Source organism: Spartinivicinus ruber (assembly GCF_011009015.1).
GTDB lineage: Bacteria > Pseudomonadota > Gammaproteobacteria > Pseudomonadales > Zooshikellaceae > Spartinivicinus > Spartinivicinus ruber.
The window spans coordinates 1570244-1587801 of record NZ_CP048878.1; the positions used below are offsets into that span (position 1 = coordinate 1570244).

The 17558-nt window shown below is 40.8% G+C and carries 13 protein-coding genes; 10 read left to right on the plus strand and 3 right to left on the minus strand.

The annotated features are described in order from the left end of the window. The first annotated feature begins 27 nt into the window (after positions 1–27). From hemA to hemH, 6 genes are all read left to right on the plus strand, one after another. Positions 28–1365 (plus strand): glutamyl-tRNA reductase, encoded by a 1338-nt coding sequence (gene hemA, locus G4Y78_RS07590; RefSeq protein ID WP_329604952.1) that lies wholly within the window; start codon positions 28–30, stop codon positions 1363–1365. Then, entirely contained in the window at positions 1362–2447 is a 1086-nt protein-coding gene (gene prfA / locus G4Y78_RS07595) for a peptide chain release factor 1 (protein WP_163832457.1), read from the plus strand. The genes hemA and prfA overlap by 4 nt, the downstream gene beginning before the upstream one ends. A 10-nt stretch (positions 2448–2457) precedes the next feature. Further along, complete coding sequence (gene prmC, locus G4Y78_RS07600; RefSeq protein WP_163832458.1) at positions 2458–3315, plus strand: peptide chain release factor N(5)-glutamine methyltransferase; 858 nt, start codon at positions 2458–2460, stop codon at positions 3313–3315. Positions 3316–3393: 78 nt separating this feature from the next. Further along, positions 3394–4167 carry a HesA/MoeB/ThiF family protein gene (locus G4Y78_RS07605; protein ID WP_163832459.1) on the plus strand — a complete coding sequence of 258 codons (774 nt, stop codon included), beginning with the start codon at positions 3394–3396 and terminating at the stop codon, positions 4165–4167. 214 nt (positions 4168–4381) lie between these two features. Next, positions 4382–5593: a Na+/H+ antiporter NhaA gene (nhaA, locus tag G4Y78_RS07610; protein ID WP_163832460.1), complete on the plus strand. Its 1212-nt coding sequence runs from the start codon at positions 4382–4384 to the stop codon at positions 5591–5593. 20 nt (positions 5594–5613) lie between these two features. Beyond that, the gene (gene hemH, locus G4Y78_RS07615) at positions 5614–6651 is read left to right on the plus strand and encodes a ferrochelatase (protein ID WP_163832461.1); all 1038 of its coding nucleotides are present in this window, start codon (positions 5614–5616) and stop codon (positions 6649–6651) included. 102 nt (positions 6652–6753) lie between these two features. Here the strand turns inward: hemH and G4Y78_RS07620 are convergent, their stop codons facing one another. The 3 genes from G4Y78_RS07620 to G4Y78_RS07630 all read right to left on the minus strand — a co-directional run bounded on the left by G4Y78_RS07620 (position 6754) and on the right by G4Y78_RS07630 (position 10054). Then, on the minus strand, positions 6754–7335 hold the full coding sequence (locus tag G4Y78_RS07620) for a YajG family lipoprotein (RefSeq protein WP_163832462.1): 582 nt from the start codon (positions 7333–7335) through the stop codon (positions 6754–6756). Positions 7336–7469: 134 nt separating this feature from the next. Next, complete coding sequence (locus G4Y78_RS07625) at positions 7470–8552, minus strand: hypothetical protein (RefSeq protein ID WP_163832463.1); 1083 nt, start codon at positions 8550–8552, stop codon at positions 7470–7472. Next, positions 8552–10054 carry an adenylate/guanylate cyclase domain-containing protein gene (locus G4Y78_RS07630; RefSeq protein ID WP_163832464.1) on the minus strand — a complete coding sequence of 501 codons (1503 nt, stop codon included), beginning with the start codon at positions 10052–10054 and terminating at the stop codon, positions 8552–8554. Before G4Y78_RS07630 ends, G4Y78_RS07625 begins: the two co-directional genes overlap by 1 nt. Positions 10055–10751: 697 nt before the next feature. Between G4Y78_RS07630 and G4Y78_RS07635 the strand changes: the two genes are divergently transcribed. The 4 genes from G4Y78_RS07635 (at position 10752) to G4Y78_RS07650 (ending at position 17527) form a co-directional block, all read left to right on the plus strand. Further along, positions 10752–12083, plus strand: coding sequence for an FAD-dependent oxidoreductase (locus tag G4Y78_RS07635; protein ID WP_163832465.1), 1332 nt, complete (start codon positions 10752–10754; stop codon positions 12081–12083). 429 nt (positions 12084–12512) lie between these two features. After that, complete coding sequence (locus G4Y78_RS07640) at positions 12513–14330, plus strand: GNAT family N-acetyltransferase (RefSeq protein WP_163832466.1); 1818 nt, start codon at positions 12513–12515, stop codon at positions 14328–14330. A gap of 72 nt (positions 14331–14402) precedes the next feature. Further along, positions 14403–15431: a sugar-transfer associated ATP-grasp domain-containing protein gene (locus G4Y78_RS07645; RefSeq protein WP_163832467.1), complete on the plus strand. Its 1029-nt coding sequence runs from the start codon at positions 14403–14405 to the stop codon at positions 15429–15431. 467 nt (positions 15432–15898) lie between these two features. Then, complete coding sequence (locus G4Y78_RS07650) at positions 15899–17527, plus strand: ABC transporter substrate-binding protein (RefSeq protein ID WP_163832468.1); 1629 nt, start codon at positions 15899–15901, stop codon at positions 17525–17527. Positions 17528–17558 lie beyond the last annotated feature (31 nt).

A 17558-nucleotide genomic window follows, 5' to 3' on the forward strand; every position in this document is an offset into this window, starting at 1 on the left:
CAGCCTGTTTGAAGGGGAGTAACATTATTGGATGTAGATAGTGTATTGCTCCAGCCTGCTGATAGTAATGGTGATATTGATAGTTTGATTATGGGGTTTCTTGCGCTTGGCATAAATCATCAGACCGCCTCAGTCGCTTTTCGAGAGAAAGTGGCTTTTGCCCCTGAACACCTAGCAGATGCTCTGCAAAGTATTCAGCAGCTTGCATCGGTTAATGAGGTCGCCATTCTTTCTACATGCAATCGTACTGAGATTTACTGTGAAATAACATCAGACCATGAGCAGTCATTGCTTGACTGGTGGGCTGATTATCAACAGTTGGCGCCTGCTGATATTGCTGGTGCTAGTTATCAGTATTGGGATGAATCAGCTATTCAGCACATGATGCGGGTCGCTAGTGGATTGGATTCAATGGTGCTAGGTGAGCCGCAAATTTTAGGACAGTTGAAGGCAGCCTATGTGCAAGCACAAGAGGCAGGCACTGTTGGCTCTAGTTTAAGCCGGTGGTTTGAAAGTACCTTTGCTACTGCCAAACAAGTACGTAGTCAAACCGCTATTGGTGAAAGCCCTGTATCTGTCGCCTATGCTGCGGTAGCATTAGCACGCCAGATTTTCGGTGATATTAGCCAAAGCCAAGCTTTGTTAATTGGTGCAGGCGAAACGATTGAACTGGTTGCTCGGCATTTGTCTGAGGCTGGCATTGCAGGATTGACCATAGCTAACCGAACGTTGGCCAATGCAGAATTATTAGCAAATCAGTTTACTCAAGCATCATCAGCTAGCCTGAGTAATTTACCTGACTTACTGCCCTATGCCGATATAGTTATTGCATCTACAGCTAGTCAGCTTCCAGTTTTAGGTAAAGGAGCTGTAGAGCGAGCACTTAAGTTACGAAAACACCGACCTATTTTTATGGTTGATATTGCGGTACCACGAGATATTGAGCCACAAGTTGGCAGTTTGGCTGATGTTTATTTATATACCGTTGATGACTTAAGAGAAGTCATTGAAGAGAATTTAAAAAACCGTCAAACAGCAGCTGTAGAGGCAGAAAACCTGGTACTTAATGGTTCTGCTGCTTTTATGAGCCGAATGAGAGAGTTAACCGCAGTGGAAGTACTCAAGCAGTTTCGTACTAAAGCAGAGCTGCTTAGCCAGGAAGAACTAGCTAAAGCTAGAAAAAAACTGGCAAATGGGGCCGATCCAGAACAAGTGTTAGCTCGATTTGCTAAAGCTGTGACTAATAAACTATTGCATGGCCCCAGTGTTCAAATTAAGCAGGCGGGTGCGGCAGGCCAGCTAGAGCGAGTCGAGTGGGCAAAACAGCTTTTTGAGCTTGATCAATTAACTGATAAGAAGTCATGAAACCATCAATATTAGCGAAATTAGAAAACCTAACTGAGCGTTATGAAGAGCTGGCTGCATTGTTAAGTGATGCTGAAGTCATCACTGACCAAGACAAGTTTCGTAAATTTTCCAAGGAATACGCTGAGATTGAGCCAGTAGTAAAAACCTTTGCTCGTTATCAACAGGCTAAAGAAGATCGCGCTGAAGCTGAGCAGTGGCTAGTGGGTGATGACCCAGAAATGAAAATCATGGCGGAAGATGAAATTGCTACAGCCAATGAAACTATTGAATCGCTTGACTTGGAGCTGCAAACCTTATTGCTGCCAAAAGACCCCAACGATTCTCACAACATCTTTTTAGAAATTCGTGCCGGAACAGGGGGTGATGAAGCGGCAATTTTTGCTGGTGATTTATTCCGAATGTACTCCCGTTATGCTGAGCGGTGTAGCTGGAAGGTAGAAGTTGTCAGTGCTAATGAGGGGGAGCATGGTGGTTTTAAAGAAATCATCAGTCGGGTTGTGGGTGACGGAGTTTACGGTAAATTAAAATTTGAGTCGGGTGCTCACCGGGTGCAGCGTGTACCTGAAACTGAATCTCAAGGCCGTATCCACACTTCTGCTTGTACTGTTGCCATTATGCCTGAACCGGATGAAGTGGAAGATATTGCAATTAATAAAGCCGATCTGCGTATTGATACTTATCGGGCTTCTGGTGCAGGTGGACAGCATGTAAACAAAACGGACTCTGCCATTCGGATCACTCATTTGCCAACAGGTATTGTGGTGGAGTGTCAAGATGAGCGTTCTCAGCATAAAAACCGGGCGAAGGCGATGTCTTTGTTAGCTGCAAAGTTAAACTCAGCAGCACAAGATGCCGCTCAGCAACAGGTAGCTGATCAACGGAAGAGTTTGGTGGGTAGTGGTGATCGCTCTGAACGAATCAGAACGTATAACTACCCTCAGGGCCGGGTCACTGATCATCGGATTAACTTGACCTTATATAAACTGCCTGAAGTGATGGAAGGGGATGTCAGCCCGGTGATTAACCCTCTGATTCAAGAGTATCAGGCAGAATTGTTAGCCAAAATGTCAGAAGAGTAATGGTTAACTAATGAAGTCTATTAATGAGCTGCTACGGCTGGCTATCTCTCAGCTGGCTGGTGTCAGCCCATCCCCCCAGGAAGATGTAGAGCAGCTGCTTTGTAATGTGCTGCAAAAACCTCGTAGCTATTTATTTACCTGGCCGGATCAACAACTCACAGCTGAACAGCAAACGACGTTTGACGAGTACTTAGTTCAGCGCTTAACAGGCAAACCAGTTGCCTATATTGTTGGAACCCGTGGCTTTTGGCAGTTTGATCTGGAAGTCAGTGAAACCACCCTTATACCTCGCCCTGATACTGAAGTATTGGTGGAGCAGGTGTTGGCGGTTGCTGATGCAAATCAACCGTTACGTGTGATTGACTTGGGTACGGGCACTGGTGCGATTGCATTGGCTTTAGCCTATGAGAGGTCAAATTGGCAAGTAATCGGGGTTGATTTGTTGTCTGAGGCGGCTGAGCTGGCAACACGAAATGGTAAGCGATTAGGTTTAAATAATGCTCAGTTCTTTACCGGAAATTGGTTTGAAGCCTTGCCAGAAAACGCTGAGCCATTTGACTTGATCGTAAGCAACCCTCCTTATATTCCTGCAAATGACCCACACTTACAGCAAGGAGATGTTCGGTTTGAGCCGAAGTCTGCATTGGTAGCAGAACAGCAGGGGTTAGCTGCTATTATCGAAATAGCCCAAGGTGCTCTTAATTATTTAAAACCTGGTGGCTATCTGTTTTTTGAGCATGGCTATGATCAGGCGACAGCTGTTGCAGAAATTTTATCTGGACTCAGTTACCAGGATATTCAATGTCAGCAAGATCTGGGACAAAACGATCGAATTACTTTTGCTCGCCGAGCTTGTCCTAATAGATAGGGTTTTCAAGGTGACAGGAGAATTATATTCTCATTACTATTGAATGCGCTAACCATCATTTTTACGGATAGAACTCACATGGTATCGACAACAGGTAAAACGCTAACCGACCAGGAACTATTGCGTTATAGCCGTCATATTATGCTACCAGAGCTGGATATCGAAGGTCAGCAATTACTTAAAGCAGCTAAAGTATTAATAGTGGGGCTTGGTGGGCTAGGTTGTCCGGTTGCGATGTATTTAGCGGCGGCTGGAGTGGGTGAACTGTTGTTAATGGACTTTGACCAGGTTGAGTTGACGAACTTACAGCGGCAAATTGCCTATAACCAAGCGTCTGTTGGTAAACCTAAAGCAGAAGCGCTGGCTGAAACCTTAAGTGGAATGAATTCTGACTGCGTATTAACGCCTATTGTTGCAAAAGCTAGCCAGGACAACCTGCCGCAATGGATAACTGAAGCTGATCTAGTAATTGATGCAACCGATAATTTTGCTGTACGGTTTGCGATTAATACGGCATGTGTTCAGGTAAAACGACCACTGGTGTCAGGTGCAGCAATTGGTTTTCAAGGGCAAGTCACCGTATTTGATAGTCGACAGCACAATTCCCCCTGCTATCGTTGTCTGTATTCTCCTGAAGGTGAAGACCAGTTGCGTTGTGCTGAAACGGGAGTGTTGGGACCTCTAGTTGGGTTAGTTGGCACTATCCAAGCGGTGGAATCAATAAAAGTGATTGCAAATATCGGTCAGCCACTGTTGGGAACATTATTGTTGGTTGATGGTAAAACAATGGAGTTTAGATCCATTAAAATGGCCGCAGATCCAGCCTGTCCCATTTGTGCAAAGCCTTGTTAGTGCTCAGCTATAGTGACACTTTGAGGCTTGATTGAGAGGTTTTTTCTCAATTCTAAAAGATTCTGTAAATTACTTGGATTAAATTAGTATATTTAATTTATTCAGCGGAAACTGGTACATTCTGATACTACACCTACTGCTTAGTGTTGCACCCTTGCTTATCATGTGCAGTATTAGATATTTTTCCTAAGGTTTTAATAGGTAACTAGACTAAATGCATTTTAAACTATCAGACGATATTAAAGACTTTTTAAAGAAAGAATCAGCCAGTGGAATTTTATTAATGATTGCTACTGCACTGGCATTGGTTTTTGCAAATACACCTCTTGTCGGTCTTTATGACTTGTTTTTATCTGTTCCTGTTGGTGTCAAGGTTGGTGCGCTGGAAATAGATAAACCGCTATTGTTGTGGATTAATGATGGTTTAATGGCGGTATTCTTCTTATTAATTGGCCTAGAAGTAAAGCGGGAGTTTATTGCAGGTGAGTTAGCAAGTCCTGCCAAAATTGCCCTGCCTGCAGTGGCAGCTTTGGGGGGAATGGTTGTTCCTGCACTGGTCTACTGTTGGTTTAACTGGGGGGATAGCACCGCAATACAAGGGTGGGCGATTCCTACAGCAACAGACATTGCTTTCGCACTAGGTATTTTGGCTTTATTGGGGAGTCGGGTTCCACCATCACTCAAAGTATTTTTAATGGCTTTAGCAATTATTGATGACTTGGGTGCAATCATCATCATTGCCTTGTTTTATACGGCAGGTTTGTCTGTTACGTCTGCCTCTTTAGCTGGGATTTGTTTTGTTGTGCTGGTAGCGCTCAATCGATTTAAAGTCAGTAAAATAACTCCCTATATAGTGGTTGGTATTATTATGTGGATCTGTGTACTGAAGTCAGGAGTACATGCCACACTTGCAGGGGTTCTACTGGCATTTACTATTCCCATGGAATGCCAGAAGAGACCTGGGCACTCACCACTCAAAGTGGTTGAGCATGAACTTCACCACTGGGTGGCTTATGCTATTTTACCCATTTTTGCCTTTGCTAATGCCGGTGTTGGTTTATCATTGGAGGATGTGAAGTTAATTGGCAACCCAGTGCCTTTAGGGGTTATTGCTGGTTTATTTATTGGTAAGCAAGTAGGGGTATTTTTATTTTCTGCTATAGCAATAAAGCTAGGGATGGGTAAATTACCTACTCATGCCAGCTGGTTACAGCTTTATGCATTAGCTGTGCTATGTGGCGTTGGTTTTACCATGAGTTTGTTTATTGGTACGTTGGCTTTTGAGCATGCTGGCCCTGATTATTTAACAACAGATCGAATTGGTATTTTACTAGGTTCGGTTGTGTCTGCCGTCTGGGGATATGTGATATTCCGATTTTTGGCTAAAAGCAACGCACCTGCTAGTCAAGCACCAGTTAATAAATAGCCTCTAAGGTACAACATTCGATGAAAAACCAAGCTGTATTATTGGTCAACTTGGGCTCGCCGGCTTCGCCTGAGGAAAGGGATGTTAGACAATATCTGAATCAGTTTCTAATGGATCCTTATGTAATTGATTTACCTGGTTGGCTGCGGTGGTTGATTGTTAATTGCTTGGTGTTGCCTTCGCGACCAAAGCAGTCAGCAGAAGCTTATAAGAGCATTTGGTGGTCTGAAGGTTCTCCACTGGTGGTGTTAACCCAGCGTTTGACGGATAAATTGGCGTTACAGGTTGATGCCCCTGTGCATTTTGCTATGCGCTATGGTGAACCAGCGATGGAAAAAGCCATTTTGCAACTCGCTAAAGCAGGTGTAGATGAACTGCTACTGGTGCCTCTTTATCCCCATTATGCGATGTCTACAGTAAAAACTTGCCTGGAACAAGCTAAGTATGTGCTGAAAAAACATCACTTAAGCCTTAATATCAGGCATTTGCCTGTGTTTTTTGATGATGAGCAGTATATTTCAGCGTTGGAAGGAGTAACGAAACCTTTCCTTAATGAGGATTTTGGTCACCTACTATTTAGTTATCATGGTTTACCTGAACGACACCTGCATAAAGATGATCCTACAGGTAGCTACTGTTTAGCCAAACCAGATTGCTGTCAGCAGCCTCATCAAGCTCACCAAACCTGCTATCGGGCTCAAGTGTATAAAACAGCTGAATTATTAGCTAATAAATTAGGCTTAGGGAAAGAGCAGTATTCAGTGGCTTTTCAATCTCGGCTTGGACGAGATAAATGGCTAACTCCTTATACCTGTGATCAGCTTGTAGAGCTGGCTCAAAAGGGGGTGAAACGACTGTTGGTTATATGCCCATCATTTGTAGCGGATTGCTTGGAAACCTTAGAAGAAATTGGTATTCAGGGTAAAGAGATGTTTATTGAAGCAGGAGGGGAGTCGTTAACCTTAATCCCTTGTTTAAATGACCATGAACAATGGGTGAGTGTATTAGCTGACTGGGTGAGTCAGCCATGGGATAATTACCCGCAGTTGGATCAATAAGTAGTTTTATTAAAGCAGAATACAAAAATGCCCAGTTTATGGGCATTTTTGATGGGTATCTTGAAAATAAAAAGTGCAATTTGCTTTTTAGGTGTAACCAACTTAACCCGATCTCAGGAACTTGATTAATGCCTGATCACTAAACATCCGGTCTAATACGTTATTAACAATACCGTTGACGATTTCTTCATTTTTAGTTTCTGAAGGGGCTTTTACCACTTTGTGTTTGGCTGTGGACTGATAACGACCATGGTAAACGCGGTCTCCAAATTTAACCTCTGCTCGGGCAACAGCGTCAATATTAACTTCTGTTACATAGTTTTGTGCGGGGGTGTTGTAATCAATTTTATCAATGTAGACGGTAAAACGAACTGCTGGGTTATTTGGATCAAGCTGCATTTCCATTTTTAGTAGAGCTTGCTCAACAGCGTGCTTTACTGCTAGGGTAATATCATTTTTGATGGTTAATGTGCTGGTTTTATCGTATATACCACCACGAGTTCCTAAAACTTTACTTAAACGGTCATCAACAACAGATACATTGACTGTGTTTTTCACCACAGGCACTTTAACGGGTAGTGTGACTTGAGGTGAAACCTCAACTTGCTGTGGGCTTAAGGCACAGCCACTGGTTATGATAAGTGTTGATAATAAGGCAGTATGGACAATTTTTTTTATCATCATAGACTCATTGTTGCTAGAAATTCACTACAGAGCTTGGGCTTTATTTTAACCTATCAGTTCAAAAAGGCTTATTAATACCTCTAGAAATTAAGATCTTTTACATTTCTAAAGGTATTTAATATCTATAGACAGAGCTATTGCGTTTTAGTTGGGCTACTGTTAGTGCTTTCGTTTTCTTGCAGCTGATTGAGCTTGCTAATAAAGCGCTTTGCCCTACTGATATGGTTGTTTAGCTCTTCGTCATTGGGCATGAGTTCTGTCAGCGGCTGCCAGATAGCAAGTGCACCTTCAGGGTCTCCTGTGCTATATAGCTCAATCCCTTTCTGGGTTTGTTTTTTTACATATTGATTAATGGCTTGTTTAAGTTGATTGTGCTGCTTGCGTGTACGGTAGAAGGGTTGTGTTTGTTGGATTTCTGTTAGCAGTTGTTGTGCTTCTTTAAACTGCTGATGCTGGACAGCTTCATTAAACTTTTCAGATAGCTCAATTCGTTTAACTTTTTTTAGTGCCAGTAGTTTGGGGTTGCTCAAACTGCTTAAAGTTTGACTATTGGTAACGAGTGGACTTGAACTGTTTTCAAGTGTTGTTTTCGTTTTTTGAAGGTTTGTTGACTTGGTATTTTTTTGAGTTTTAGCTAGCTCATCCAGAGTGTTGCTGATAAGCGCTAAGTGCTCTGTGTCGGCGCTTTTATAGGGTAATTTATTAGCCAATTCCAGGCATTCTTTACCCCGTCGCGGGCGTGCGACTGAAATAGCTGCTTCTGCGCACTCAACTAAGAAACGATGTAACTCTCCTTGCTTTTTCATTGACTGCTGTAACTTAGCTCGTACCGTCGGGTTATTTGGGTCTGCAGCAGCCATACCTTGTAGTAGTTTAATTTCTTCACTCAATACGGAAGCTTGTAATAAGAAAAGGCGGTTTTGTAGTTTGGTAACGTGAATATTCCGTTGATTCAGGGTATTTTGGTAAGCTGCTTGTAGTGCTGAGTCGTCAGGTTGTAAGTTTTTTGCCCGTTCATAATAAGCTAGTGCCTCACTCCATTGTTGCTGTTGAACAGCTTGTTCGGCTTTTTCTTTGAGCTCTTCAACATCATTCATTTGCGCGAGCTTTGCAGGAGGAATAGAAACTGAAGGTAACAGAACGCCTTTATTTAGTTGGCAGCCTGCCATGAAAAGGCTGATAACTAAAATACAACGATTGGCAATCTGTTTCTTCATCAGTTGGCGAGCCCCTTTAGCATGTTATACAAGAGTTTTTTGGCAGCCCCTTGGTATTTAGGGCGTAAGTTTTTTACCCGGTAGGTATCAATGGTTGCAGACTTGCCTTTAACAGACAAACTGCCATGATGTTGACAAATGATTTTAGAGTTTACGGATGAATGATCGTGAATGGAAGCAGGAATCATGATTTGTCCAGCCTTTGCTTTATCACATAAGCGGGAAGCAATATTTACAGCATCACCGATTACTGTATATTCCATGCGCTCCTTTGCCCCTAAAAAGCCAGCCAGCATCGTACCATCATTCAAGCCAATGCGAACGTTAACGGGAAACAGCCCTTTTTGTTTTCGTTCTTGGTTGAGTTTTAATACCAGCTGTTGGATAGTGACTGCGCAAGCAACTGCGTTAAAGCGATGATCTGGATCACTTTTGGGAGTGCCAAATACAATCATGGCACAGTCCCCAATAAACTTGTCAACAATGCCGTTAAATGCATTAGCGCAATGGAAAAAGTAGCTGAAATACTCGTTTAAAAACATGGCGACAGCTGGTGGCGTGAGTTTTTCAGAAAGACTGGTAAAGCCCACAATATCAACAAACATAACAGTGGCCTCAACTTGGTGGCCACCAATTTCAACGTCTTCCAATTTATTCAACATTTGCTTAGCAACGTCTTTGGCCATCACTTTGCCAAAGACATCTTCGAGCTGAGACTTCTGGTCAATTCCTTGACCAAGTTGCTGAAGACTTTTTAGTAAGAAACCCAGCTCATCTTCACTGATACGACTATTTTTATAATCACCTTTATTCAATGCATCACTTGCTACATCCATCAAGTGATGAATGGGGCGGGACAAGCGCCTGCCCATACCAATTGCAATGAAGCTCATAACGATAGATAGGATAATTGTGGCTAGAATAATGCCATTCACTGAGGAGCGAGCTACCTCTAACATCTTTACTTGGCTAAAGCTGACCATGGCATAGCCTGCAACGACTTCCTGAAATTGAATTGGGCTAATGTAAGAGACCATATCAATGTATTTGCGTCTACTGGTACGCTGTTTCCACTCCAGGCGATAGGTGCCATCTGACAGTTCAGTGGCTTCAAGTGTTGTATTATTACCATCAACTGGTACCGAGGTAATCACCCCTTGTTTCACTAATACGTCGCTGGTGTTAGTGAAAATAGCAACGCCTTTAATGTCAGGTTCGCTGCTAAGATTATTGGCGAGCACTTTTAAACCTACGACATCATCTGTAAATACAGGTTCTTGAGCAGCAGCAGCAAGCTGGTTGACAATTGTTGTACCAAAGTCATCAACTTGGCTTTTCATCAAATGATATTGATTTGTAGTAATGATGCTACCAAGTATCACCATGCCAATGGTTACTGTGATGGTAAGAATCAGTGCGAGCTTATAGGCAATAGGCACCCTTGGGCGCATATTGCCAAATAATGATCGACTGGAGGTTTGGTGAGCAGAAGTTGCTGGCATGAAATGAGTTGATAGCCTCTTAAAGATTCCCTTAAAGCCCAGCCAGGACGGTTCTAGGGTTTTGTTACATGCCTGGCTGCAAGTTTGTAGCATCAGTAAACTACTGGTGTCACAAACTATTTGCAAGTTGGGCTACATTTTACGAGCTAAGCACGCTTGTTGCTGCTGAAATAGAGCGAACACATTCAAAAATTTTAAAGATTTGTCAGTATTGTTTAGAAACTGATGAATCTTTCAATAGCCTTTAGTGAAGTAAGAAGCACTCGATAGCTAACTTGATTTTGGGGCAAAAACTTTCTATTTAGCTCTCAAGTGTTCCTAAGGTTAAATTTATCATTTCAAATTATGGGCAACATTTTTGTAAAAAATAATTATACCAGCCCATTATTAAAAAAATTAGCTATAATGTTTGCCCCGTGAGTATTGGTCTGGTGAAAGCTAGTAAGTGCCTGTTCTTGTTATTTGCTCAGTTTTTGTAGCAAAGTTGACAGGTATTCCTAGGAAACTGGGCCGGATGAACTCAACAAGCAGGTATATACTGCTATTGCTTGGATGAAAAATAGACGCTGACGATGCTCTGGGATTAATGACTTTGGCTGCTGATAACTGCTTTGGTTTATCAGTAACTATTCACCGGGAAGCAGCGTCAGGAGAGTTGTTAATTAACCTTATTACTCCTTAGAGAGCAATACCCGTTATGACAGTAAAGACGTACGATGTGCTCATTGTCGGTGGTGGTGTTTCAGGAACCGCATTACTGTATGAGCTAGCAAAGTTTACTGACCTAAAGAGCATTTGCCTGGTTGAAAAATATCACGAGTTAGCTCAAGTTAGCTCTAAAGGCAGTAATAACAGTCAAACTATTCACTGTGGTGATATTGAAACCAATTACACCTTAGAAAAGGCAACTACTGTTAAGCGGGCTGCAGATATGGTGCGCAATTATGCATCTAAGCTGCCTGAAGACGAGCGTGACCAAATAATATTCAAATACCCCAAAATGGTTTTGGGAGTTGGCGAAAAGGAAACCAACTTTTTACGCCAGCGTTACGAAGTGTTTAAAGAGCTGTTTCCTAACCTGAAGCTGTTGGACAAAGACGCGATAGCTGAACTTGAGCCTAATGTAGTTAAAGTTAATGGGGTTGACCGTCCAGAAGAGGTGGTTGCATTAGCTGCTACGGATGAATATACGGCGATCGATTTTGCTGCTTTGTCAAAGTCATTTGTTAAGCAAACACAGGAAGACACAGAGAAAGATATTGATATCCGCTTAGGCACTAAGGTAACAGAAATCAAAAAAATAGGTGATAACCACCAGGTTGTGACTGACCGAGGCACCTTTGAAGCCCGTTTTGTGGTCGTGTGTGCTTGTGGCCATAGTTTATTATTAGCCCAACAAATGGGTTATGGGATGAACTTCTCTTGCATGCCAATGGCAGGTAGCTTCTATTTCACACCTAAAGTACTTAATGGCAAGGTTTATACTGTTCAAAACGATAAGCTACCGTTTGCAGCGATTCATGGTGACCCGGATGTGCTGGTGCCAGGTAAAACCCGGTTTGGGCCAACAGCCTTATTATTGCCGATGCTTGAACGCTTTAATTACAAGACAATTCCAGAGTTTTTTAGAGTACTGCGCTTAGATGGTGCTGTGTTTAAAGTATTTTGGGATTTATTCAAAGTTAAAGACATTCGCAATTACATTCTGAAAAATATCTTGTTTGAAGTGCCTTACTTGCGTCGTCGATTGTTTTTGAAAGATGCGCGCAAAATTGTACCTTCCCTTGAGCTGAAGGATGTACGTTTTGCTAAGGGCTTTGGTGGGGTTAGACCTCAGCTGATTGATAAAGAGAAAAAACAGCTGTTGATGGGTGAGGCCAAAATCTCTAAACCGGGTATTATCTTCAACATGACACCCTCTCCTGGTGGCACCAGCTGCTTAGATAATGCGGAAAAAGATATTCAGGAAATTGTTAAACACCTAGAATGTCACTTTGACGAAAAGGCGTTTAAAGAGGCTTTATTGTAATAACTGATATGGCCTATAGAATCTCTGCTAGGAATGTGGACTTCTGTAGGCTGAGTTCCTTCGTTGTTTATTTCTACACCTAAAAAAGTAAGACATGACGAATATACTTCATTATTACTATCGCCTTAAGTAGTTACTTACGTGTCGTGCTTGCTGTATTAATTTATGTCAGCTAATAAAGCTAGTAGTGTATTGGATTAATTGAGAGCTTTAGCAAATAAAAAATTTAAAAGTAGTTTTTTGTTAAGTTTGTTAGGACTTATTCTGCTGCTTTATTGTGACAGCTTTTGGTCCATCTTGTCAGTTCAAATAAAAGTTTAAACTTTGAATTCACTTAAAATTCATCAGTAACAAATTCCCAACCAAACAAACCAGTCTTTATTATAGATTATGTAGTAGCAGATAATTTAGACGCGAGGTTAGCTTTATATGGATTTTCAGGATATACCTAATGTGTTGTCAGGTAAAAGAGTGTTGGTACTGCCTGGACAAGCATTAGGTAATATTGCAGCAATTCGTTCACTTGGTAGAGCAGGCTGTAAAGTTTTTGTAGCTTCCTCTCAATCTCGCGCATTAGGGTTCTATTCTAACTTTGTATCTGAAGTAGCTGTTGCGCCAGAATTTCATTCTGCAGGATTTGTTGACTGGTTTGCGAAATATATTAATCGTAATAGTATTGAATTGGTGATGCCTTGTGAGCCGTTAATCCTGGCATTGCTACCTGATTGGGATTCTTTCAAACATCTATTTGCCATTCCTTGTGACCAAGTAATTCTAAAAAGGGCTTTTAGTAAAGCACAAACCATCAAGCACTTTATGAGTTGTGGGCTTGATCAAAGTTTACCTAAATCGAGAGTCATTTCTTGTAGGGAAGAGTTGATAGCAGAGACTGAGCTGGCTTGTTTTAAATACCCTTGTTTTGTGAAAGTTGATGAAGTCGATTTGATTACCAGAGAGAAACCAATTAAAAATGCGAGTGAGGTTCGGCGATGTCAAACCTATGCAGAGGTTATTAATGTTGTTCAGTCTTTTTTAGATACACACAAACACATTTTAATTCAGGAATTTGCGCCAGGAAAAGGAGCTGGCGTTAATATTTTAATGTGGAAGGGTGAGGTTGTTACAACCTTAACGAATATTTGTGATCGAGAATCTCCCTACACAGGTGGATTAGGCAGTATTAGATCGGTTATTGATCATGCAGAAATGGAAGCAGATGCGCTTTCCAAACTAAAAGCGTTGAAATGGCAAGGAATTGCTATGGTGGAATATCGATTGGATGAAACCACAGGTCAGTTTTACTTTATGGAGGTCAATGCACGCATTTGGGCTGCTATGCATTTAGCGTTGTTTGCTGGTGCAGACTTTCCCAGATTTTTGGCAGAGTGCCACTTTGGTGAAGTGTCTAAAATACCTGAAAGATATGCTTCCGTTCGATGTCGCTGGGATTATCCAGCCGATTTGGGATATGTCGTATCTGTATTGAAAAGCAATGAGTTTTCTGCATGGAAAAAGGTAAATTCAGCATTATCCTTTTTTTATTTGTACTTTAACCCAACACTTTATCATGACTTACTTTTTCCTGGTGATAAAAAATTATTTTGGATACAAAAATGGGAGCTTATTCGAAGTGGACGTGTGGGAGCAGTTTATTTTTCAGGAATCAAACTTTTTCGTAAAGTATTAAAGCAACCTATATTCTCATGGATTTTTCAGCATAATGAGTTAGCTGTATACCGATTAGTATTAGATAAAGAAAAAAATAGATTTGAGAATGTCTTACCAGCACGACAGCTTTTTGAGGAAGATCTACAATACCTTGAAGCATGGGAAGAATGGCAAAATGTTGGAGAGTTAAAGCGAGATTTTCAGCACCGCTTGAGAAAAGGTGAGCTGATGTTTGGTGTTGTGGATAATCAGAAAATATTGGCTTTTGCTTGGTTAATACCTGAAGCAAAGACTTCTTTATTCCCCTTAGTTAAAAGACATTTTCATTACCCTGAGGGATCGGCAGTTATCTATAATGTTTATACATCACCAAGGGCCAGGGGGAGAGGTTTTTATCGAGAGGTATTAAATGCTTGTATTCTCTATGCAATGAATAATCTCAAGTTAAAGTATATTTATCAGGCTATTGAGCCAACAAATAAAATACCAGTCATGATGGCAGATAAGATTGGCTTTCAGGAACAAAAACGCTTTAAATATCTTTGTTTCCTAGGAGGGCGAACCGTTAAGGAAAGTTAGGGATGTGTATGTCCCTCCCATAGCTTGAAACTTTAAGCTTTGATGTAATGTTCTGACTGGAGGTAAATGATTGTGGTAAAAATATTCGAAGTCACCTCAAGCTTGAATGCTTTTTCAAAGCAAAATAGGGTGAACTTTTTCTATGTATTGTGGCGATTCATTATTTGTTATTTTAAAGGGTTTGGTCTTAAAGAGTTCCTTACTTACCCACTGTTACAAAAAATACCGGCTGATTTAATTACTTATCGGGAATATTCAAACTTTGAAAAGCGAGTAAACCCAAGGAGCACGGGTATTGTAGAGTTTGATAAATGGATTCAAGCTTGTGTTTGGAAAGCAAATAATATCCCTCATGTAAAAACCTATGGCTTTATGGGGCCAAGATCATCGGTATTTCATTTAAATGAACAGATTTTGGTGGATAAAGAGATTAGGGATATTTTAGAGGTAATAGCATACCCATTTGTTATCAAACCTGCGGCTGGAGGACATGGTGATGGATTTGATATTGTTGATGAATATGATCAACAAGCAAAAATGGTAAAGCTTCGGTCGGGCAAACATAAAACCATAAAAGACTTGCAATATGAATATTTTTCAAAATGTGACTGGGTATTTCAAGAACTGATAGTTCAACATCAAACCTTGGCACAAGTGAATGCATCGTCTGTAAACACAGCAAGAATTCTTACTGCCACTAATGAAAAAGGTGAATTTATATTGTTAGATGGAATGATGAAGTTTGGGACTGCTGGCTCAATGATTGATAATATGGGAGCTGGTGGTATTGGCTGTCATATTAGTGCTGATGGAAAATTAAGTAAAGGCTACTCAGTTCATGGAGATGAAGCCTTCGAATGCCATCCAGGTTCAGGCATTAATTTAACAGGTAGAACTATTCCATTTTATCAAGAGGCTATAGAGGCAGTGAAATTAGCCCATTCATGCCTACCACGCCCACAATTTTTAGGGTGGGATGTGGCTATTACCCCAAATGGCCCTGTCATAGTTGAAGTGAACTCATTCATGGCTGTTTATGTGAATCAGAAGTATGGCAATGGTTATCGTCAGACAGGACTGAAAGCGTTTTTAGAGGGGTAGGCTGTTATCCGAAAAAACGTCTTTGTTTTTGTCTGTTTTATAATTTGTATTATCTCTCAACTTTTCTTTGCCGTTAGTAATAATGTTTTTTACCTAATACAGTACAGGTTTGGTTGTTGGAATTCCTGAATTTGAGTTATTAGGCATATTTCTTGATAGTGAAATAATAGCACTTTACTCCTCCATCCCGTCTTATTAGTCTGTATTGATAAATCTCACAAATAAATGTTCGATTGATAGACAATTTCTGTTTAGTACAAAAGTAGGACGCGTATAATGTAACAATTTGTTTATTTTTGGCTAAAATTTAACTATCGTAATGTAAACTTTTTTTTCTGTTGTAAAAATAGTTTAATACAGGAAAGTATTGGTCTGTCCATAATATGCAGGAAGTATAATAAGTGAGTGACTAATGACCAATAAAATAAAATACAAATAAAACAAGTACTTAACTATTAGGAGTCAGTATGAAAACTAAACAGCTTGCTTTGTCGGCTATTTCTGCTTCTTTATTGGCAGGTCTACTGGGTGTTACTTCTATTCAGGCTGCAGAGGTGCCTGCGGGGGTCAAACTTGCTAAAGAACAAACACTTGTGCGTGGCAATGGGACTGAACCTGCGTCCCTTGACCCACAACGGATTGAAGGGGTGCCAGGAGGCAACATTGCTCGAGATCTGTTTGAAGGTTTGGTTAACGATGATCCAAAAAAGGGCACTGTGCCAGGGGTTGCTGAGAGCTGGACAGCTAATAAAGATAAGACAGTTTATACCTTTAAACTAAGAAAAGATGCAAAATGGTCTAATGGTGAGCCAGTAACAGCCCATGACTTCGTGTTTGCGTTCCAGAGGGCTGTAGACCCTAAATTGGCATCTAACTATTCCTGGTATATTGAGTTGGCTGAAATTAAGAATGCTTCAGAGATTATTAAAGGAAAGAAGAAGCCTTCTGAGCTTGGTGTGCGTGCAGTTGATGATCGTTCATTTGAGGTAACAATCAATAAGCCACTACCTTACTTTGTCAAAATGATGAGTCACTACACGACTTTTCCTGTTCATCGTAAAACAGTTGAGAAATATGGAGAAAAATGGACGTTAGCAGGTAATATGGTATCGAACGGTGCTTATAAGCTAAAAGAATGGGTAGTAAACGAGCGTATTATTCTTGAGCGTAACAAAGCGTATTGGAATAACAAAGAAACAGTAATTAACCAGGTATCCTTCTTACCAATTCAATCAAATAATACTGAACTTAATCGCTACCGTGCAGGTGAAATTGATATGTCTTATGACTCAATTGCACTGGAGCATTTTCGGCGACTACAAAAAGAAATACCTGATGAGGTAAAAGTAACCGGAAAAGTGGGTACTTATTACTATGTATTTAATACGCGTAAAAAGCCTTTCGATGATGTTCGAGTGAGAAAGGCGCTATCTTTAGCAATTGATAGAGAAGTGATTACTGATAGAATCTTAGGTCAGGGTCAGTTACCAACCTTTAATTTCACTCCAAACAATGTTGATGGTTTTACTCCACCAGCTAATCCCTATTCCAAAATGACTCAGAAGGAAAGACTGGATCAAGCCATTAAGTTACTTAAAGAAACAGGTTATGATAAAAATAACCCACTCAAACTTACTCTTCTTTACAATACTGATGATAACCATAAGAAGTTAGCAATTGCTATATCTTCAATGTGGAAGAAGTCTCTTGGTGTTCAAGTAACACTAGAAAATCAAGAATGGAAAACCTATCTGGATAATAAACGATTAGGTAATTTCGAAGTGGCTAGGGCTGGTTGGATAGGCGACTATAATGAAGCCTCTACCATGTTAGATTTGTTAACGACTGATAATGCACTGAATGACTCTAAATATAACAATAAGGAATATGACCAACTTTTAGCGAAGGCTAAAACGGCTGATGACCCCTCACAATACTACACTAAAGCAGAGGCTTTAATAACTAGAGATATGCCTGTTGCTACCATTTATCAATATGTTACTCCGCGCCTAGTTAAGCCTTATGTTGGAGGCTATCAGGTAAGTGCGACAGGCTCTTTGTATACAAGAGACTTTTATATAATCGCTCAAAAATAGCCACATAATAAATTACTAATTCCCTGGTATT